This is a genomic window from Enterobacter sp. BIDMC92, from assembly GCF_001030225.1.
GTDB lineage: Bacteria > Pseudomonadota > Gammaproteobacteria > Enterobacterales > Enterobacteriaceae > Enterobacter > Enterobacter sichuanensis.
The window spans coordinates 2,136,203-2,153,830 of sequence record NZ_KQ087598.1; the positions used below are offsets into that span (position 1 = coordinate 2,136,203).

At 49.8% G+C, this 17,628-nt stretch carries 24 protein-coding genes; 5 read left to right on the forward strand and 19 right to left on the reverse strand.

From position 1 onward, the window contains the following. The first annotated feature begins 157 nt into the window (after nucleotides 1–157). Together SP99_RS25330 and SP99_RS09930 are read left to right on the forward strand one after the other, a co-directional pair. The gene (locus SP99_RS25330; protein WP_442855370.1) at nucleotides 158–343 is read left to right on the forward strand and encodes a YmjE family protein; all 186 of its coding nucleotides are present in this window, start codon (nucleotides 158–160) and stop codon (nucleotides 341–343) included. Further along, a complete protein-coding gene (locus tag SP99_RS09930; protein ID WP_045284883.1) occupies nucleotides 333–1,724 on the forward strand; it encodes an APC family permease in 1,392 nt (463 codons plus the stop codon). Before SP99_RS25330 ends, SP99_RS09930 begins: the two co-directional genes overlap by 11 nt. Before the next feature lie 75 nt (nucleotides 1,725–1,799). Here SP99_RS09930 and SP99_RS09935 read toward each other — a convergent pair whose 3' ends face one another. Next, nucleotides 1,800–3,053, reverse strand: a complete 1,254-nt coding sequence (locus SP99_RS09935) for an MFS transporter (RefSeq protein ID WP_047958437.1) — start codon at nucleotides 3,051–3,053, stop codon at nucleotides 1,800–1,802. Between the two features lie 121 nt (nucleotides 3,054–3,174). Here SP99_RS09935 and SP99_RS09940 point away from each other — a divergent pair, with 121 nt between their 5' ends. The 3 genes from SP99_RS09940 (at nucleotide 3,175) to bioD (ending at nucleotide 6,248) form a co-directional block, all read left to right on the forward strand. Beyond that, nucleotides 3,175–4,107 (forward strand): LysR family transcriptional regulator, encoded by a 933-nt coding sequence (locus SP99_RS09940; protein WP_025758619.1) that lies wholly within the window; start codon nucleotides 3,175–3,177, stop codon nucleotides 4,105–4,107. A 94-nt stretch (nucleotides 4,108–4,201) separates the two neighbouring features. After that, nucleotides 4,202–5,422: a sugar metabolism global transcriptional regulator Mlc gene (gene mlc, locus SP99_RS09945; RefSeq protein WP_025758620.1), complete on the forward strand. Its 1,221-nt coding sequence runs from the start codon at nucleotides 4,202–4,204 to the stop codon at nucleotides 5,420–5,422. Nucleotides 5,423–5,552: 130 nt separating this feature from the next. After that, entirely contained in the window at nucleotides 5,553–6,248 is a 696-nt protein-coding gene (bioD, locus tag SP99_RS09950) for a dethiobiotin synthase (RefSeq protein ID WP_025758621.1), read from the forward strand. On the opposite strand, the gene clcB is transcribed toward bioD, so the two are convergent. The 18 genes from clcB to SP99_RS10035 all read right to left on the reverse strand — a co-directional run bounded on the left by clcB (nucleotide 6,183) and on the right by SP99_RS10035 (nucleotide 17,070). Beyond that, on the reverse strand, nucleotides 6,183–7,493 hold the full coding sequence (gene clcB, locus SP99_RS09955; RefSeq protein WP_047958438.1) for a voltage-gated ClC-type chloride channel ClcB: 1,311 nt from the start codon (nucleotides 7,491–7,493) through the stop codon (nucleotides 6,183–6,185). The two genes, bioD and clcB, sit on opposite strands and share 66 nt — an antisense overlap. A gap of 102 nt (nucleotides 7,494–7,595) precedes the next feature. Then, nucleotides 7,596–8,744 (reverse strand): osmoprotectant ABC transporter ATP-binding protein OsmV, encoded by a 1,149-nt coding sequence (gene osmV, locus SP99_RS09960; protein WP_047958439.1) that lies wholly within the window; start codon nucleotides 8,742–8,744, stop codon nucleotides 7,596–7,598. Nucleotides 8,745–9,105: 361 nt separating this feature from the next. Beyond that, on the reverse strand, nucleotides 9,106–9,324 hold the full coding sequence (locus tag SP99_RS09970) for a hypothetical protein (protein WP_047958441.1): 219 nt from the start codon (nucleotides 9,322–9,324) through the stop codon (nucleotides 9,106–9,108). 11 nt (nucleotides 9,325–9,335) lie between these two features. Then, entirely contained in the window at nucleotides 9,336–9,779 is a 444-nt protein-coding gene (locus SP99_RS23710) for an HNH endonuclease (protein ID WP_072060264.1), read from the reverse strand. A 56-nt stretch (nucleotides 9,780–9,835) separates the two neighbouring features. Then, nucleotides 9,836–10,030 carry a hypothetical protein gene (locus tag SP99_RS09975; protein WP_047958442.1) on the reverse strand — a complete coding sequence of 65 codons (195 nt, stop codon included), beginning with the start codon at nucleotides 10,028–10,030 and terminating at the stop codon, nucleotides 9,836–9,838. Between the two features lie 4 nt (nucleotides 10,031–10,034). After that, a complete protein-coding gene (locus SP99_RS24595) occupies nucleotides 10,035–10,535 on the reverse strand; it encodes a hypothetical protein (protein WP_156167789.1) in 501 nt (166 codons plus the stop codon). 261 nt (nucleotides 10,536–10,796) lie between these two features. After that, nucleotides 10,797–11,186 carry a helix-turn-helix domain-containing protein gene (locus SP99_RS09990; RefSeq protein WP_047958445.1) on the reverse strand — a complete coding sequence of 130 codons (390 nt, stop codon included), beginning with the start codon at nucleotides 11,184–11,186 and terminating at the stop codon, nucleotides 10,797–10,799. After that, complete coding sequence (locus SP99_RS09995; RefSeq protein ID WP_047958446.1) at nucleotides 11,183–11,488, reverse strand: hypothetical protein; 306 nt, start codon at nucleotides 11,486–11,488, stop codon at nucleotides 11,183–11,185. The genes SP99_RS09990 and SP99_RS09995 overlap by 4 nt, the downstream gene beginning before the upstream one ends. A gap of 243 nt (nucleotides 11,489–11,731) precedes the next feature. Further along, nucleotides 11,732–12,031: a hypothetical protein gene (locus tag SP99_RS10000; protein ID WP_047958447.1), complete on the reverse strand. Its 300-nt coding sequence runs from the start codon at nucleotides 12,029–12,031 to the stop codon at nucleotides 11,732–11,734. Between the two features lie 17 nt (nucleotides 12,032–12,048). Beyond that, the gene (locus SP99_RS10005; protein WP_156167790.1) at nucleotides 12,049–12,318 is read right to left on the reverse strand and encodes a hypothetical protein; all 270 of its coding nucleotides are present in this window, start codon (nucleotides 12,316–12,318) and stop codon (nucleotides 12,049–12,051) included. Nucleotides 12,319–12,412: 94 nt separating this feature from the next. Continuing rightward, nucleotides 12,413–12,886 (reverse strand): hypothetical protein, encoded by a 474-nt coding sequence (locus tag SP99_RS23135; protein ID WP_156167791.1) that lies wholly within the window; start codon nucleotides 12,884–12,886, stop codon nucleotides 12,413–12,415. A 3-nt stretch (nucleotides 12,887–12,889) separates the two neighbouring features. Continuing rightward, complete coding sequence (locus SP99_RS24600) at nucleotides 12,890–13,273, reverse strand: hypothetical protein (protein ID WP_156167792.1); 384 nt, start codon at nucleotides 13,271–13,273, stop codon at nucleotides 12,890–12,892. Nucleotides 13,274–13,348: 75 nt separating this feature from the next. Further along, nucleotides 13,349–13,732 carry a hypothetical protein gene (locus SP99_RS10015; RefSeq protein ID WP_047958449.1) on the reverse strand — a complete coding sequence of 128 codons (384 nt, stop codon included), beginning with the start codon at nucleotides 13,730–13,732 and terminating at the stop codon, nucleotides 13,349–13,351. 94 nt (nucleotides 13,733–13,826) lie between these two features. Then, on the reverse strand, nucleotides 13,827–14,276 hold the full coding sequence (locus tag SP99_RS10020; protein ID WP_047958450.1) for a hypothetical protein: 450 nt from the start codon (nucleotides 14,274–14,276) through the stop codon (nucleotides 13,827–13,829). Beyond that, entirely contained in the window at nucleotides 14,273–14,740 is a 468-nt protein-coding gene (locus tag SP99_RS24605) for a hypothetical protein (RefSeq protein WP_156167793.1), read from the reverse strand. Before SP99_RS24605 ends, SP99_RS10020 begins: the two co-directional genes overlap by 4 nt. Beyond that, on the reverse strand, nucleotides 14,737–15,159 hold the full coding sequence (locus SP99_RS10025; protein ID WP_047958451.1) for a hypothetical protein: 423 nt from the start codon (nucleotides 15,157–15,159) through the stop codon (nucleotides 14,737–14,739). Before SP99_RS10025 ends, SP99_RS24605 begins: the two co-directional genes overlap by 4 nt. Before the next feature lie 280 nt (nucleotides 15,160–15,439). Then, nucleotides 15,440–16,297, reverse strand: a complete 858-nt coding sequence (locus SP99_RS10030) for a hypothetical protein (protein WP_047958452.1) — start codon at nucleotides 16,295–16,297, stop codon at nucleotides 15,440–15,442. 80 nt (nucleotides 16,298–16,377) lie between these two features. Then, nucleotides 16,378–17,070, reverse strand: coding sequence for a hypothetical protein (locus SP99_RS10035; RefSeq protein WP_156167794.1), 693 nt, complete (start codon nucleotides 17,068–17,070; stop codon nucleotides 16,378–16,380). Nucleotides 17,071–17,628 lie beyond the last annotated feature (558 nt).

Sequence of the window (17,628 nt, forward strand, 5' to 3'; positions counted from 1 at the left end):
TTTGTTTCATCGCGTACGTATCACCAAACGGCCTGCGCGGAGCCTGGCCGAACTGTTCGCTGGCACGCCAGCTATCTCCCGTGAGTCGCGTTATGGAGCGCAGGCGGCACAGGGATTTTCTTAACGACACTGTGTGACGAGGTAGGAAATGATGCAGATGTTCAACTATCCGCAGGGCGAAGGGGGTCGGTCAGGCTCCTGCTGTGAATGCGAGCCAGAGACGGTGCGCTGGTCCGATCGTGTGTGTTCTTTACAACTTCCCCCTTTGCTAAGCAGGTTTGCGTTAAGGACAACGCGATTGCAAACCACAGTAAGCATGGGGGGGACGGTTTATGGCGACTAACACGTCTCTTGACTCGCCGGGCATGGCCGGAAGAACCCGGCTGCGCAGCTCCCTCAAGCTCTGGCAGGTGGTCATGATGGGGCTGGCTTACCTCACCCCTATGACCGTGTTTGATACCTTCGGCATTGTGTCCGGTATCAGCAATGGCCACGTGCCCGCCTCGTATCTCCTGGCGCTGGCTGGCGTCATGTTTACCGCCATCAGCTACGGCAAGCTGGTACGACAGTTCCCGGAAGCGGGATCTGCGTACACCTACACGCAGAAATCGATCGGACCCCACCTGGGTTTTATGGTCGGCTGGTCATCGCTGCTGGACTATCTCTTCCTGCCGATGATCAACGTGCTGCTGGCGAAGATCTACCTTTCCGCGTTGTTCCCTGAAGTCCCGCCATGGGTCTGGGTGGTCGGGTTTGTGACGATCCTGACGCTGGCGAACCTGAAGAGCGTTAATTTGGTCGCCAACTTTAATACCCTGTTTGTGCTGGTGCAGATCGCCATCATGGTGGTATTTGTCATACTCGTGGTGCATGGCCTGCACAAGGGGGAGGGCGTCGGCACCGTCTGGTCGCTCCAGCCGTTTATCAGCGAAAACGCACACCTGATCCCCATTATTACCGGCGCGACTATCGTCTGCTTCTCCTTCCTCGGCTTTGACGCGGTCACCACGCTCTCGGAGGAGACGCCAAACGCGGCGCGGGTGATCCCCAAAGCCATTTTCCTGACCGCACTGTATGGCGGGCTGATATTTATTGTTGCCTCGTTTTTCATGCAGCTCTTTTTCCCGACGATCGCGCGTTTCAAGAACCCGGACGCCGCGCTGCCGGAAATCGCGCTGTACGTGGGCGGCAAGCTCTTCCAGTCGGTGTTTCTGTGTACCACGTTTGTGAATACGCTCGCTTCAGGCCTGGCCTCGCACGCCAGCGTCTCACGCTTGTTGTATGTCATGGGGCGTGACAACGTCTTCCCGGAGCGGGTGTTTGGTTACGTGCATCCGAAATGGCGTACGCCGGCTTTGAACGTCATTATGGTGGGGATCGTGGCGCTGTCGGCCCTGTACTTTGATCTCGTGACCGCGACGGCGCTGATCAACTTTGGCGCGCTGGTGGCGTTTACGTTTGTTAATCTCTCGGTGTACAACCATTTCTGGCGGCGTAAGGGGCTGAACAAAACGTGGAAAGATCGGTTCCACTATCTCCTGTTGCCACTCATTGGTGCCGTAACGGTCGGCGTGCTGTGGATAAACCTCGAAGCGACGTCCCTGACGCTTGGCCTCATCTGGGCGGCTCTGGGGATCCTTTACCTGACGTGGCTAACGCGCCGTTTCCGGAAACCGCCTCCGCAGTTTGAAGCCGGTAAGATAGAGCAGGCCTGGGATTCCTGAACGTAAAACGGCACCAGTACGCTGGTGCCGTTTATCTGGAGCGCTCGTCTTACCGGATATCTTCCCGCAAGCGTGTTACCTCAGACGTTTATGAAGACTTCCCCCCACCAGCAGCGCCGCGCAGAGCATCAGCGCGATAAAGCCGCCCACGCCATTCCAGCCGTAGTGATGCCAGAACACGCCGCCGAGCGTCCCGGCGATGCTGGAACCCAGATAATAGCTAAACAGATACAGCGACGATGCCTGTCCTTTGGCACGCCGTGCGCGCGGGCCAATCCAGCTGCTGGCAACCGAGTGGGCGGCAAAGAACCCTGCGGAGAAGAGCAGCATGCCGGCAAAAATCAGCCACAGGGAGGAGAAGAGGGTCAGCAGCAGGCCGACGAGCATCACCGCCGTGAAGAACAGCATCACCGGACCGCGCCCATAGCGTGCGGTCATCGCCCCGGCTTTCGGCGAACTCCAGGTGCCGGTCAGGTACGCTACGGAAAGCAGACCCACCACCGCCTGGCTCAGATGCCATGGCGAGAGCATCAGGCGGTAGCCAATATAGTTGAACAGCGTGACGAAGGAGCCCATCAGCAGGAAGCCGACCAGAAACAGGCGTGGCAGCCCTTTGTCACGCCAGTGCAGGCGGAAGTTGATAAACAGCGTTTTTGGGCGCAAAGAGGTCGGGCGGAAATGGCGCGATTCCGGCAGAATTTTCCAGAACATCAGGGCTGATGCCAGCGCAAAACACCCGATGACCGCAAGCGCAATACGCCAGCTAAAGAAGTCCGTGAATACCCCGCTCAGCAGGCGTCCGCTCATTCCGCCAATCGAGTTCCCGCTGATGTAAAGCCCCATAGAGAAGGCAACAAAGCTTGGGTGAATCTCCTCGCTGAGATAGGTCATCCCGACCGCCGCCACGCCGCTGAGCGAGAGCCCAATCAGCGCGCGCATCACCAGAATACCGTGCCAGCTGGTCATCATGGTCGAGAGTAATGTACAGACCGAGGCCAGCATCAGGGCGGTCACCATTACCTGTTTACGGCCGATGGCGTCGGACAGCGGGCCGGTAAAGAGCAGGCCAATCGCCAGCATAGCGGTTGAAATGGAGAGCGATACGCTGCTGCTGGCAGGCGATACGCCAAATTCGTGCGAAAGCACGGGCAGGATCGGCTGAACACAATAGAGCAGGGCGAAGGTTGCCAGACCGGCTGAAAAGAGCGCCAGCGTGACGCGCATAAATTGGGGGGTACCACGTTTAATGAACTGAACCGGCTGCGATGCTGCAGGTAAATCATTGATATCGCTTGCCGGATCGATACCAATCGTAGTTGTACGACTCACACAGTTTCCTTGCTTAAACATCCCCGTGATTTCTGGTGACGGGTATGACCACACCTTCAGGGTAGGAAAATGTGAATATTCTGTCTAATATATTAATAATCTCAAATGATACTTTAAAAATATGAATATCGAACTGCGTCACCTTCGCTATTTTGTCGCTGTCGCTGAAGAGCTGCATTTTGGCCGTGCGGCGGCACGGCTGAATATTTCTCAGCCGCCCTTAAGCCAGCAGATTCAGATCCTGGAGCAGCAGGTCGGAGCGCGTCTTCTGGCCCGCACCAACCGCAGCGTGAGCCTGACGGCGGCGGGGAAACAGTTTCTTGTCGACAGCCGACAGATCCTGAATATGGTTGAGGATGCCGCCGCCCGGGCTGAACGGCTGTATCTCGGTGAAACCGGGGAACTGCGCATCGGGTTTACCTCATCCGCACCGTTTATCAGCGCCGTCTCGGAGACCCTGTCGTCATTTCGCCGCCATTTCCCCGATGTTCATATTCAGACGCGTGAAATCAATACCCGTGAGCAGATCGCGCCGCTCAATGAAGGTACGCTGGATCTGGGGTTGATGCGCAATACCCAACTGCCAGACACGCTGGCATGGCAGGTGATTCTGCGCGAGCCGCTGATGGCTATGATCCCTCACGATCACCCCCTGGCCTCGCGTCCGACGGTTTCACTGGCCGAACTGGCAAAAGAGCCGTTTGTCTTTTTTGACCCGCAGGTCGGGACGGGGCTGTATGACGATATCCTGGGGCTGATGCGCCGCTACGATCTTGCCCCTGTTATTACTCAGGAAGTGGGGGAGGCAATGACCATTATTGGCCTGGTCGCCGCCGGGCTGGGGGTTTCTATTCTCCCGGCCTCCTTTAAGCGGGTGCAGTTGCGCGAAATGCGCTGGGTTCCCCTCGCGCAAGAGGATGCTGTGTCAGAGATGTGGCTGGTCTGGTCAAAACATCGTGAACAGAGTCATGCCGCACAGCGTTTCAAACAGCAGCTCATTAACGCCTCATCGGGGCGAGATTTTGTGGCAAAAGGGGGTAAAAACGTGCGGTAAATCACATGGCTAAGTAAATATTTGACGCCGGCCATGGAAGTGCTTCACCATAGCCAAAAGTTTATTTCGATGCTCGAAAATAAGGGAGTACGAGGTGGTTGCTGATAGTCAGCCAGGGCACATTGATCAGATTAAGCAGACCAACGCTGGCGCGGTATATCGCCTGATTGATCAGCTTGGTCCGGTTTCGCGTATCGATCTTTCGCGCCTGGCACAACTGGCACCTGCCAGTATCACCAAGATTGTCCGCGAAATGCTGGAAGCGCACCTGGTTCAGGAAACGGAAATTCAGGAGCCGGGCAGCCGTGGCCGTCCGGCAGTCGGGCTGGTGGTCGAGACGGAAGCCTGGCACTACCTGTCACTGCGCATCAGCCGGGGGGAGATCTTCCTTGCCCTGCGGGATCTGAGCAGCAAGCTGGTGGTGGAAGACCGGCTTGAGCTGCCGCTCAACGCTGAGCAACCGCTCCTCGAGTCGATTGTGTCGCATATCGATCGCTTCTTTATCCGTCATCAGCAGCGGCTGGAACGCTTAACGGCGATTGCCATCACCATGCCGGGCATCATTGATACCGAAAATGGCATTGTTCACCGCATGCCATTTTACGACGACGTCAAAGAGATGCCGCTGGGTGAAGTGCTGAAAAACCATACCGGCGTGCCGGTCTATATTCAGCATGACATCAGCGCCTGGACAATGGCGGAGGCGCTGTTTGGTGCCTCGCGCGGGGCGCGGGATGTGATTCAGGTGGTCATCGACCATAACGTCGGAGCGGGCGTGATCACCGACGGGCGTCTTCTCCACGCTGGCAGCAGCAGCCTGGTGGAGATCGGCCATACTCAGGTCGACCCGTACGGTAAGCGTTGTTATTGCGGCAACCACGGCTGTCTGGAGACCATTGCCAGCGTGGAAAGCGTGCTGGAGCTGGCGCAGGTGAGGCTCGGCCAGTCCATGAGCTCTTCGCTGCACGGACAACCCCTGACGGTAGATTCACTCTGCGCCGCGGCGCGCCAGGGCGATCTGCTGGCGAAGGACATCATTACCGGCGTGGGGAATAACGTGGGGCGCATTCTGGCCATCATGGTGAACCTCTTTAACCCGCAAAAAATTCTCATTGGCTCGCCGCTCAGCCAGGCGGCGGAGATCCTGTTCCCGGCGATCTCGGCCTGCATTCACCAGCAGTCGCTCCCCGCGTACAGCAAAAATATTGCGGTAGAAAGCACCCAGTTTTCCAACCAGGGGACGATGGCCGGCGCAGCGCTGGTCAAGGACGCCATGTATAACGGCTCGCTGTTGATCCGCCTGCTGCAGGGCTAACTCTTTTCCGCAGATGTAAGAAAAATTGCGCTATCTCAAGCCGGGTAGCGCACGCATCCCGTAGACTTCCTCCACTGAATTATTTACCTGGTTTATATTTTCGAAGCATACCCAAGAGGTGGAGTGAGTCATGCTTAAGCGTTTCTTTGTTACTGGTACAGATACCTCTGTCGGCAAGACCGTCGTATCCCGCGCATTGCTGCAGGCGCTGGCAGCAAGCGGTAAACGCGTGGCAGGGTACAAGCCGGTCGCAAAAGGGAGTAAAGAGACGCCAGAGGGATTGCGTAATAAAGACGCCCTGGTACTGCAAAGCGTCTCGTCACTGGAACTGCCTTATCACGCGGTCAATCCTGTTGCGTTGAGCGAAGAGGAGAGCAGCGTGGCGCACAGCGGTATGATCAATTATCCGCTGCTGTCCGACGGGCTGGCGAACCTCAGCGAGAAGGTCGATCACGTGGTGGTTGAAGGCACGGGCGGCTGGCGCAGCCTGATGAATGACCTGCGTCCGCTCTCTGAATGGGTGGTGCAGGAACAGCTTCCGGTGGTTATGGTCGTGGGTATCCAGGAAGGGTGCATCAACCATGCGCTGCTGACCGCGCAGGCGATTGCCAATGACGGCCTGCCGCTGATTGGCTGGGTGGCAAACCGAATCAACCCGGGCCTGGCGCACTACGCTGAAATCATCGACGTGCTGAGCACCAAACTGCCGGGGCCGCTGGTGGGGGAACTGCCTTATCTGCCCCGCGCCGAACAGCGCGAGCTAGCGCAGTACATCGATCTCTCGGCCCTCGGTGGCGTGTTGACCGTAGACCGAGTCGTGGCGTAACGTTCGCGACAGCACGGACGCCAGCACGCAGGCGACCAGCAAGCCGGGCAGTAAAAAATACTGTCCGGTCATTTCACAGACCATCAGCGCCGACATAATAGGCGCATGGGTGGTGGCGGCGAGCAGCGTTGCCATCCCCGTCAGCCCCAGCAAAATCGCCGTCTCAGACCCCGGTAACCACAGCGCGAAGAGTTGGGCGAATAGCATGCCTGTCGCCATGCCGACAAACAGCGTGGGCGTAAATACCCCGCCCGGCGCTCCAGAGCCGCTGCTGGCCAGCACCGCCAGCAATTTACAGATAAACACCCCGGCAATCACCGTCAGGACCGGCGGGGCGAGCAGAAAAGCCTGAACCACGCTGTAACCATTCCCCCAGACCTTAGGCGTGAGCAGGGACAGCAGCCCGACGATCAAACCGCCGAGCGCCAGCTGCCACGGCGGAGAAAGTTTAAGACGCAGGAACAGCCCGTGGCTGCAGTCCATCAGCCACATCAGCAGTGGTCCGCAGAGCCCTGCCAGCAGACCCATGGCGACCAGCAGGCCATAATCCGCCGCGGTGAGCATACCGCTCAGATGCACGGCGTAGAGCGTACCCGCGCCCGGTGCGAGGAGCTGTGTGGTGAGAAGCGCCACGACCGCGGCGATCGCTACAGGGCCGAGCGAGGCCAGCATCAGGGTGCCGAACAGGATCTCTGCAATGAACAGGCTGCCGGCTAAGGGCGCATGATAAGCGCTGGCCATCCCGGCGGCGGCACCGCAGGCGATCCATAACTTCCATTCGGATTTGGGCGTAAAGCGCCGGGCAAAGAAGGAGGCGGCGAGAGCGGCGAGCAGGATCATCGCCCCTTCACGCCCGATGGCGCTGCCGCTGGCCACGACCAGCAGCGACGCCAGGGATTTCACAAGGCTGGCGCCGTAATCAAACTGGCCGTCGCCCGTCTCCAGCGCTTCCATATAATCGGTGGGGGCGTGAGGGCGCTGGGCGGTCAGCCGTTGCCATCCCCAGAGCAGCAGCCCGGCAGCCAGCCCGCCCAGCGCGGGCGTCAGCGCACGCCGCCAGGGAGAGAGCGACGCGGCAGCATTCACCAGGCTGCCGCTGTCGTTGCTGAGAAGCAGCCACTCCAGCAGGTACATGCTGTGACGGAACACCGCAACGGCCAGCGCGGCCAGCACGCCGGTGACGGAGGCAATCAGCAGTCGACGAAACATCGCGCGGATGTCGGGATACGTATGAAGACGTTGCATGAGTCGTAATTAAACGGGGACGATACGATATTGTGGCGGGAAATCGCGGGGTTAGCAAAAGGTCTGCGTGCGAAAAAGCCGGGCAAAGCCCGGCCGGAAAGGTTAGCTGTCGCTGTGAATATTCAGCGCCCGACGCGTACGGCCGGAACTCAGGTACTCGGCAATATAGTCCTGGGAAATCTCGCCGTTGTAGCGCCCGTCCTCATCCACAATCGGCATCCAGCTGGTATTGCTCTCATACAGACGTGACAGCACCACGCGCAGGTTATCTTCCGCTTTGCCGGTCATGCGGAACGGATGCAGAATATCGGCGCAGGTACCGCTGGCGTTACGCGCTTCGCGACGCTTCACGAAGCCCAGCGGTTTGCCGTGCTCGTCGACCACCGTCACTGCACGAATGTCATTATCATCCATGGTGGCAAAGGCTTCCGGAAGCGGCGTAGAGCCGCGTACCGTAATGGTCGGCTGCTGGTCGGTCACGTCGCCCGCGGAGACCAGCAGCAGGCGTTTCAGGGTGCGGTCCTGGCCGACGAACGAGCCGACAAACTCATTCGCCGGTTTCGCCAGCAGTTCATCCGGGCTGGCGCACTGGACGATTTTCCCCTGCCGGAATACCGCGATACGGTCGCCAAGCTTCAGGGCCTCATCGATATCGTGGCTGACCAGCATGACGGTTTTTTTCAGCTTGCGCTGCATCTCCAGGAACTGGTTCTGGATCACCTCGCGGTTGATCGGGTCCACCGCGCCGAAAGGTTCATCCATCAGCAGTACCGGAGGATCTGCTGCCAGGGCGCGAATGACGCCAATGCGCTGCTGTTGCCCGCCGGACATCTCGCGCGGATAGCGGTGGAGAAACTTATGCGGATCCATCGCCACCATATCCATCAGCGCTTCGGCGCGTGCTTTACAGCGCGCTTTGTCCCAGCCCAGCATGCGCGGTACGACGGTGATGTTCTCTTCAATGGTCATGTTCGGAAACAGGCCAATCTGCTGGATCACGTAGCCAATGTTGCGGCGCAGGGTCACGGTGTCCATGCCGCTGGTGTCTTCGCCGTTAATCAGGATCGTCCCGCTGCTGGGGGTGATGAGACGGTTAATCATTTTCAGGGGGGTGGTTTTCCCGCAGCCGGACGGGCCGAGCAGGACGCACATTTCCCCTTCGGGCACGTTCAGGTTGACGTTGTCGACGGCCCTGAAGGTCTGGCCGTGCTTCTGTGAAAAGTGTTTGGTGAGGTTTTCCAGTTTTATCATAACTGCCCTGATTCCTTTAGATTCAGTAGTTTAGATAACCCTGTGATCTGTAATTGTATTGGGCGTGCAGGAATAATGAAAGCGCTTCTATACACAGGGTTGTAAGTACCTGAAACTGTAGACAATAAAAAAGCCCTTTCCATTAGGTAAAAGCTTAATACATTTTCGAAGGTTGTTTTATGGGGGTTAAGCGTGCTCTGAGGCTAGAGCAATGAAGCGCTGAACGTGCAGATCATTGGGGTATTTTTTCGCTAGCTTCTTCACACGTCGCTTAAACTTGTTTAATAGCATAGGGGAGGGGCCTTTGATTAAACGATCCTCCATGATTAGCGCTGTACCTATTCGGGCTTCTCGCATTGTCTTATACATTCTGCGCTGCTCTCCGTTTTCGTCCTAGCCAGCTTTTACTAATTGGCCTTGCTGGTTCCTTGTAATAGGCAAAAGGTTTTATTAATCCTTTAGCTAATCGTTCCTCAAAAAGTTTCTTATCTTTAGCAAGCTTCATTCTACGATCATGTTCTAGGCTTGCGCCTAAAGAATAAACATCATTTAGATGTGCTTGCCTTTTAGAATCAATCATTAATACCTTCCTTAGTTAGTTCTGTCATTTCCGTTAAATTCGCCGTAATAACGTTCACGCATTTCTTTAGCTATTTCTATTGCTTCTTCCAGAGTAGGGCATTTAGCAATATATGAAACTTTATTTTTGATCACTGTTACCCGATATGGATTAGTTTTAAGTCTAGGATTGAAAGTTATATTTCTATATCCGGTAGCCGTTTTAGATTTAGATGATTTATTAGATGCATTCTGCTGGACAGTAGCTAAACGTAAATTTTCAATTCGGTTATCATCTCTAACACCATTGATATGATCAATTACATACCCTGACGGGATAACACCGTTGTAGAAGCTCCAGATCGCTCTGTGTTCAGGAACATCTTTACACCCATTACCAAACCGATAGGGGATACTAACGCGCCTGTAACCATCAGGAACATAATAAACAGCACAGGGAACACCCTTATAAAACAATTTACCTTCAACTATTTCTAAACGGGTGTTTATTTCTTCAATATCGAATCCTGAGATTATTCCGTGATCTGATTTATGCGAATACCTGTAGATGAATACTCTTTAGGGGTTACATATTCACCACTAATTTTAGCTTGTGCTTCTAATCTACGCCTCTGTTCTATCTCCTGCATTAGCTTCCATCCTTTAGGATAGAGAGTAGCAAGATCTTTATATTTCGTATTTACATTTTCTTTTTGCACACTTGCCATTTAATCACTTCCTTTGATTTGCTTTCTGTTCCTTCGGTGTAGCCCATCGACAATTAGACGGTTCATAATTCCCGTTAGGGTTTATGCGATCTAAAGTTTTACCTTCAGGACGTTCACCCATATAAGCGAGGAAAGACTTAAAATCGCTCCATTCAGGACAAACACTAATACCCCGTCCACCGTAATATTCATATCCATCTGTGCTAGGGTAGCGGCATCTGTTATGCATCGCTTGCCAGCTTTTATACGTAGGGCTTTTGTTTCCCCTTTGGGCTTGTCCATGTTTAAACGCATACACTTTAGCGGCTGCTACTTGATAACAACCACACGAAAGGGTATGGCCTTTTTTCAGATTGCTAACAGGCGACATCGTACATCCTCCGCAATCACAGGAAGCAATACACCATTTAGAGGATGGTTTAGAATGATCACCATCAGCACGATAATTAAAAACCATATCCACGGTTAAGCGTCCAAAACGTTTATCTACTACTTCATGCTTCATTAATTCGTACCTCATAATTTAGGAATGCTGTTTGCTGTTCGTCGTGTAATTGCCTTAAGGCTGCATCATGTGTTTTCGTGTCTGATCCGCACAGCTTGAGTATTAGGATTGTTCCCTCTGTTTCAGATCTGACTTCATGGCGCTGAATAGGGATAGGGCTAAAATCGACGTGGACGACGTTCTGAGGGGGTTTCTCTGCTTCCCTGTTTGTTGGTTCGTCTTGAGGGGTGATCATCGTTTCTGGGGCTTCCTGTGAAGGTTTTACGCTAGCCTCTGCAACAGATCTAGATCTAGCTCGTTAACAAGATCTGAACCGTGGAAATACTCTTGCACCGTGGGCTTAGTCAAAAGCTCTGGATGTTCCCGATAGTCAAACATCTGGTAGCTGTTCGCCGTCTGCCCTTTAGCGCCTTTCTTGAGTATCTTTAACAGACCTGCTTTTTCCAGCTTCTTAACACAGTTTTTGATTGTTGGCTGACTCATACCTAAACGAACAGCAAGGTATTCCATTGTAGGCGTGTATTTGCCACGCTCTTTCATCCAGTATTGATATTTGTCGAACATGAAGGAGTAAACAATTACCGTGTTAGCTCCTAAATCGGATCTCTGCTGTAGTTCGTCAGCGAACATTAGAAAGTGAAAGTTACTCATTCAGCCACCCCCAAAACTTTAGGCGTAGAAACTGAATGATGATGATTAACTCTGAAAGCATTAATTCCAGTTTGTGAAATTAAGCCCGTAGCTAGTAAACGCTCAAATGAGCGATATACAGACGCTTTAGAAATGTTAGCGAGTAGGGCGCATTCTTCCTTTGTTACCCTGATTGATTTTTCATAATCCCATTTAGCGCTCTGCCCGATCATCCCATAGATTAAAGCATCATTAGCGTTTATCTTCTGAGAGAAAGAACGGGTGAACATATCAGAGGGGATAGCTACACCATGATATTTCATTCTTTAGTTCTCCTTTTGTTAGATGCAACATAGATACTAAAGAATTGAGAAATGTTCTCAAATTTACTCATTAACTTTTTAATAGATAAGTTTTATCCTTTAAATCGTGAGTTAATAGATAAATTTTACCCCTAATAGATACTTATTATTCTTAAAGAAACTTATTAAAAGGCGGGAAAGAAAAAAGGCGAGCATAAAGCCCGCCTTTGACGCTGAGAGAAAAGAAAGAGAAATAAATAACTACTAGATGCTGAATACTATAATAAAGAGAATTAGCCCTATCACCCCCAATATAACTTTGGTCATTTGTTTAGATCGTTCCGTTTCTCTGAACCTCTCCAGAGTAAATACTTGCGTATCTAACCAATCTTGATACGTATCGAACATTGCATAAGTTTGCCCTTTATACATTCCATCAGCGATCATAAAGCCCTGCTTTAGAAACACCTGAAAGTAACGAACATGCGGATTACGAACACCGTTTACAATGTCAGCCTCTGCTACTGCTGTGCATTGCCTGATCTTTTCTAAATCTTCTTCCATTAGATCACCGATTAAAACTATCTTGTATGAATGTTTACATCTGTAATAATTGCCGCTAATTCGGGATCGTTAACCAGAGGCCACGACATATTTTTAACCATAGGAACCAGCACATCACAATCACGATCACTTGAAATAGCGTTCACCTCCAGCGGCTGTCCGTAAATGTTTAGCTTTACCTTCACTTCACATTTCATTCCAGCGGGTAGCCCTAGCTTTACGCTCTCACGTGCGAAAGCTTGCCCTATTTCAGCTACATATTGTTGCAGTGCTACGCCGTCCATCATTAAGCCCCACAATTAGGGCAGTAGCGGCTATAGCCTTGCCAGTAAGCGCCACATTTCACGCATTGATGCATAGCATTCAGTTTTTTGATTTTCATTATGCTTTACCGTTCGTCTGTGTATTGTTGATGGTGATCGGCGCTGTAGGGACGGTGATATGTTGAGTTAAAGGATCTGGCGTATCTTTAGGATCTGCCACTGTAGGGATGTTCACGGTTTTGTCTAAATCCCATGCAGCCCCATCAGAGTAATCTACGATAGTTCCGATGATGCCACCGAACAGCAGATTGCCCCACGCCCAACCGTTCCCGTTGTCGTTAATGGTTCCTTTGGCCTCTGGTGATGTGTCAGAGCGCTTTAACGTCACTGTGTAAGGCGCATCACCACGTTTCAGGTTTACCACTGTAGGGGCTACACCCTCGCTAACTACATCACCATCTTCATTGACGATTTTATATTTAGCAGGTGCATTAGTTTCAATATCTACGTTCTGTGTAGTTCCATCGCGCATAGTACAGCAAGCAGAAAGGGAAAGTGTAGCTACAGCTAAAGCCAATAATTTAAATTTCATTTTTTATTTACTCTTTTTAGACACACAAACAAGGGCGGCGTTAACTACTGCAACATCATCAGTAGCACGATTCATTTTTCCAGCGTTCTCCCGTGTACGCATTTCATTAAATGCAGCTTCATAAAGCGCTTCATTATTATCACACGATGGTTGATATTTAGATGTGAATTTAATTACATCCTCATTTGACCATTTAGCGGCGTAGGAAGGGTACATTACAGCGCAACCAGAAAGAATAGTTGCACCTATAGCCACTGCTATTAATTTCATTTGGAAAGTTTCCAATACAAACAGATTAAAAGAAGCGAAATAAATAAAGTGCCATAAACAACAATAAAGAAATAAACGACATCGATCATTTGTAGTAGCTGCAATACCCTCCTGCATGATGTGAATTATATCCACCGTGGATATGTTGACCACGTGGACAGGCCATTACACCAGCGCTAAATAACATCAGCGCTATAACGATAAATTTTTGCATTTATAAATTGCCTCTATTTGTCCTGTATGCTGATTAAGTACAGACAGTACAGGGTATTTGTAATAACCTTCGATCAGTCTAAACGCTTTATCTGTACTGATTGCAAAGGATTCATAAATATCACCCCCATCGGGTGTATTTACATGGGTAGCACCGCCATTATCATTTCGCCACTGTGCAATAATATTCCCGTTCTGGCTTACCTGCGCCGTGTAGAACGTTTCATAATTATCTGTGGTGTAGGTGTACACATAACCCTGTTCACACTGGTAAACGTCCTGCATTGGCGTATTGTCTGCCGTCTGTGCATTAGCTGACGCTGACAGGGCAATCAAAAGCGATGCCGTTAAAAGTCTTTTCATTGTTCCGGTTCCTCATAGCCCGTAAAGCTCGTGTATCGCTCTGTGTCCAGCGTTCGTACCTTTCTGATAGGTTTCCATAGGGGAAAGTTTCACATTACCCCCTGAACGGCTTACGGGTGCATTGATAAGCTGAATCACCAACACCATTACGCGAAACAATCAGCGTAGCCTTGCCGCCTTTGTCCTCAAACTCATGACCGTACACAGGCATGAATCCACCAACAAACGGCGCATTACCTTTACTGCTTGTGGTGAGGTAATAAGTAACTTGTGCAAAGTGATTAACTACCTCAGCGTCTAAGCGGATATTATCTACGCTATCACCATCAGGCGTTACTACCGTTGCCCAAACGTCATTTAACTGAACGTCTGTTACTGCGCCTTTCTGCTTGCCGTTCTGCAATACAGCTACATAACCTTTATTAGCCTGAACATTTACAAGATCATATTTAAACTGATATCCACCTTCACACTGATATGTAATTTCATCAGCACAAGCTGAGAAAGAAGCGAGAAGGGCAAGCCCGATTAATAAATGTTTCATAAATCCACCTGAGAAGGGTTACACGGCATATCATAATAATCCATGCTGTCTACATGCTGTGAATGTTCCTGATTATTGGAATAGCTAGCTAGAAAATGTGATGTAGCCATATTCCACGCAAGCTGAACACGATCACTAAAACTAATTGTCGCGCTACCTGATGTAGCCAGATATCTAATCGCGTACCAGTAAGGGTGATCATATTTGGTGATAAATAATGATTGCCATACACCATCGATTAAGCCTGTGTATTGAGTTTCATATGTTCCGTTTTCGTGATGCCCCTGATCAAATGAACCGAATACATTACCATTAATAGAAACACGTTCAGGGAAATCACGAGCGTTAATACTAAATACTTCACCATTACCAGCAGTGCAAGTAAATTTATTTACGTGCTGATTGGCATTATCACAACCCGCCAGAGCTAAACCCATTAGGGCGGCAATCAATAAACGTTTCATTTCACTTTCCAAAGTTTAGACAGCCCGACAAAGGCAACGGAAATAAACGCCGCTGCAAGAGCAAGGAACATCAGCGCACCAGAGGCTAACATTGTTCTTCCATAAAGTAGGCCATTGCTAATATATGGCTTTACCATTTCATCATAATTACGTGCAGCCTTTTCACACTCTTCCTTTGTGTCATAATCGGGATAAATATCAGCGATATCATTTTTAAAACATGAATCACCCGCTAAACTCCATCCGGTAGCAACATTATCAGCACTGAAAGGTTTAGCTACTGCTTCACGGTTGAACATCCGTACAATGTTCATTTCTGCATTCTCGTTATCGTTATAAAGGTAATGACTACCGAAGAATACAGGCGAGGCAATGATTGCCACTACAGCGCATTTAGCTACAAAAGATTTAAGTTTCACTATCAACGTCTCCACGAGCTAATTAAACCAAACTGAACCATTACGCTATGGACTGTATTCTTTAGCTTTCCCTGCATTGCGCTGTACAGCTAAACGCTGTCCACAAAAATTACACCACATAGCGCCTGTAGGTTCGATCTCCACAAACCCTGTTACCCCGTTCACCTGAAAATGAACCCACTACAAAGGCTTTTGTTTAGTTGCCATTTCCTTACCCTCAATTTAAAGCCCCCTGTGCGCCCCGTAGGGCGTTTAATTGGCACAGGGTAGTACGATTGCCTTATTTCTTCTTAGAACCCTTCTCAGGCTGTTCTGTAGCCCCTGAAAGGGTAACGTCGATTTGGTCAATTGCCGCCTGTACTTTTTTCTTCTGTTCCTCAGAAAGTGGTTCATCCACTGGTACAGGCTGAAACGCTGCTAACTTCTCTTTCAGTTCAGCGTCCATCATGGCTTGATATTTAGCCCTGATTTCGTCCTCTAAACGTGCTTTAGTTTCCTTCTGAATACCTTCAAGCACAGAATTGTACATTGCAGGATTGTTAGACTTGATCGACTCAATAACTAAAGCGTCAGCCTCACTAACCAGCTTGCTACCTTCTAGTTCTGTTTTCAGTTTCCAGTATTTACCAAAACCTTCTTTTAGTTCCTCATACTCAGCACGAGGAATAGAAACTTTAGCGGCTACGCTACCTGTTTTACGTCCACGTTTAGAAGCTGCTGGATTAGGATTAGCAGTTGAAGCACTTCCACCAATAAACAGTTGTACTTCTGTTTCTTCGTTATCTGTACCCATAAAGAGGTCTAACTTTTTATACCAGTCAGCAATGGTAGCAGAGCTAATAACGCGCACAGTGTTATTCACTGCATCTTCACGTGCTGCTTTTATGTCTGCTTCACTTTCGCTAGCTGCTGGATGTTCAGCTAAATAAGCATCAATAGCTGGTTCTTTTACTTTCTCAGAGGCAAAACGCAAAAGATCACTTTTCTTAATCTTGCCACTTTTCATTAATGGGAAAATTTTCACCATTTCGGCTTTACGTTTAGCTCCAGTATCACCGCTAACCAGAATCACCAGATCACAGTTTACTTCGTTCGCCATATCAATAACGTCATTGATGTTAGTTGCTTCAATAGCCATTTTGTTACTCTCTCTCAAAAAAAGTGAATGTTTGTTCAACGGCGTGTAGTCTCTCACGCTAAACGACGTTTAGTTTTGCGTTATTGTGCTGCTGCTAACAGTTCAGCACGTAATTCATCAGTGATGGGAACACCGCAAGCATGAATTAGTAAAGTGCAAGCTGCATCTGCAAGCGGTTCCTGTGTAGCACGTGATTCTAAATGTTCACGCATACTATCGGCATCTACGCCACCTTCACGAACCACGATATTTAATACACGATCAAAATTGCTCATATTTAAAGCCTCATTAGATGGAATAACGTTAGTAATCTGTGTAGCTGGTTTAGCCTCACATACCATTAACGTTTCACCACGATCAAAATATTGTTGAACCATGTCACCACTAAACAGAATGATGAAGTAGCAAGAGAAATCATCTACGCCCGTAACAGTGTTCAGTTCACCGCTAACAGGGTTAACCACTACGTCACCTTTCTTAATGTCCTGTACCATCGTTTTATGACGTTCAGGCGCTACTTCTAAAGCATCACGTCCTTCCATGATGTTAGTCAGTTGAACAGCTACACGTTCAAATTCAGCACTCAATGTAGCCTTACGTGTCCAGCCCTCTACAGGGAAATCAAAGGTAAGGAAGTCAGCACCTGATTGTTCGATACATACATTCCAATCTGTCACTACAGCTTTCATAGTCGCTTTAGTGTTAGTCAGCATTTCGATGTAGTTCTTAATGTTGTTAATCAGTGCCATTGCATTTAGTTGTTTAGCACTCATGCTGTTCACTTTGTCGTTTAGTTTGTTCGTTGCTGAGATGAGAATTATCTTATATGTGGCTAAATGACGTCAAATGCTAAATGATGTAAAGAGCACAATTACACTAAATGCGCACAAATACCTAAAGTAAATGTTAATTGTGGGTTAACGGTGTAACTTATTGATCAATGGAAGATCATCAGACGGTGATAACATATTTCCAATTATGCCCTTCTTATCAGCGTTACACAGAGGCTATGGAATACGGACAGAATACGGTGAACAGAACGGTACAGAACAGGAGAGATAAAGGCGCATAGATGCACTGAGGACGCGTAATAGCAAATGCGCAGTTTGTATATTACGTTTACTTCGTAAACATACTCTGAAAGAAAGAAGAACATATAACAACCTAATCATTTAACGAATAAACCCATTAAACGTTTAATTGCACTCCGGTTAATAGAAGGGTGAACAGGAGGGTGAATGTAGAAAGCGCACAGGGGCTACCATCCGTAGCACTGGTTAACGGTTAATGATATTCATTATCATCTATTCACCTTTCACAATTCCTACACA